Origin of the sequence: Bradyrhizobium sp. SHOUNA76 (assembly GCF_023006445.1) — a bacterium.
Lineage (GTDB): Bacteria > Pseudomonadota > Alphaproteobacteria > Rhizobiales > Xanthobacteraceae > Bradyrhizobium.
Window position 1 is genome coordinate 1 of sequence record NZ_JALBHA010000870.1, and the last position, 1,444, is coordinate 1,444.

General features: G+C 66.9%; 1 protein-coding gene and 1 pseudogene. One reads left to right on the forward strand and one right to left on the reverse strand.

The genetic code is table 11. The features are described from left to right. Positions 1-258: pseudogene (locus MOV74_RS38085) on the reverse strand (hypothetical protein); the annotation flags it as partial. Positions 259-503: 245 nt separating this feature from the next. Here MOV74_RS38085 and MOV74_RS38090 point away from each other — a divergent pair. Then, positions 504-1,444: patatin-like phospholipase family protein (locus MOV74_RS38090; RefSeq protein WP_246932648.1), on the forward strand; the 941-nt coding region annotated here is incomplete at its 3' end.

The window sequence follows — 1,444 nt, forward strand, 5'->3', positions numbered from 1 at the left end:
CATGCTTGGGGTCGTCGGCTGCATCAGGGTCGGCGGCAGGCTCGGGGGACCGGCGCCTGGCCCGGAGGGAGGCGCCAGATTGATGGCCCCGCCGGGGTCGGGCACCGAAGCCGGCGGCACCGGCGGCGGACGATCGGAGAAAAGCTGCGCCTGCGCAGCGTTTTGGCCTGAGATAACGAGGCACGCAGCAAGGATCAGCGCCGGCAGCAGCCTGCCGCTGCGCCGCCATCCGATGATGCCGTCACCCCCGCGTGTCATGCCCCCTGCTTTTCACCGAAAACGCGGCAAATTCAAGCCTCTGAAACCCCAGGAAATACGGTCCCAGGACGGTTCTTTGGAACCCGGTTGACGCCTGCGTGATTGGGCTAACGACGACCGGCCCTCGCCACACTGCTGCCCCCTGCGTCCCGAACGGTATAAACCATGCTTCACCCTGGTTATGGCGGAGCTGAAATACGGCGCCTACTCTGGTGTGAGGGCTGGCCCGGGTGGGAGAGTTTTCGGTGCTGGATATTTTGAAGGGTCGGGGCGCGAACGGCTCCAATGGCGAAAAAGCTGGTGAAAAAGTCGGCCTGGGCAGCATCCGCCGGCCGGTGATTGGCCTTGCCCTTGGTGGCGGCGCGGCGCGCGGCTTTGCCCATATCGGGATTCTCAGGACACTGCTTGCCAACGGCATTGTGCCCGATGTCGTGGTCGGTACCTCCATTGGCGCCGTCGCCGGCGGCCTCCATGCGGCCGGCCGGCTCGATACGTTCGAAGATTGGGGGCGCAGCCTGCAAGGCATGCGCAACATCCTCGGCTATCTCGACATCCGCCTCAACGGCTCCGGCCTGCTCGGCGGCGAGAAGCTTGCAACCCGGCTCGAGGAGGCGATCGGACAAGTCCGGATCGAGGACCTTCCGATCAAGTTTGCGAGCGTCGCGACCGAAGTCCGCACCGGCCACGAGATCTGGCTGACGCGCGGCCGTGTGGTCGATGCGATGCGCGCGTCCTACGCGCTGCCCGGCATCTTCGCGCCCGTGCTGATCGGTGACCGCTGGCTGGTCGACGGCGCGCTGGTGAATCCCGTGCCGGTCTCCGCCGCCCGCGCGCTCGGCGCCGAAATCGTCATCGCCGCAAATCTTTCCAGCGACATCTTCACCCATTCCACGACCATCCATGCGCATGGCGCCGTGCCCGCCGCGGTCGCGCCGGACGCCGCAGAGCCGACGACCAAGCGGCGTTTCCCGCGCCTGTTCTCGCCCGAGAAGACCATGAAGCGCGAATTCTTCGGCGGCGCCGGCCGGCCCGGCATCTCCTCGGTGATGGTCGACGCCTTCAACATCATGCAGGACCGCATCACGCGCGCTCGGCTCGCTGGCGACCCGCCGGACCTCCTGATCACGCCGCGGGTCGGCCAGTTCGGCTGGTTCGACTTCCACCGTTCCGAGGACCTGATCGCCCA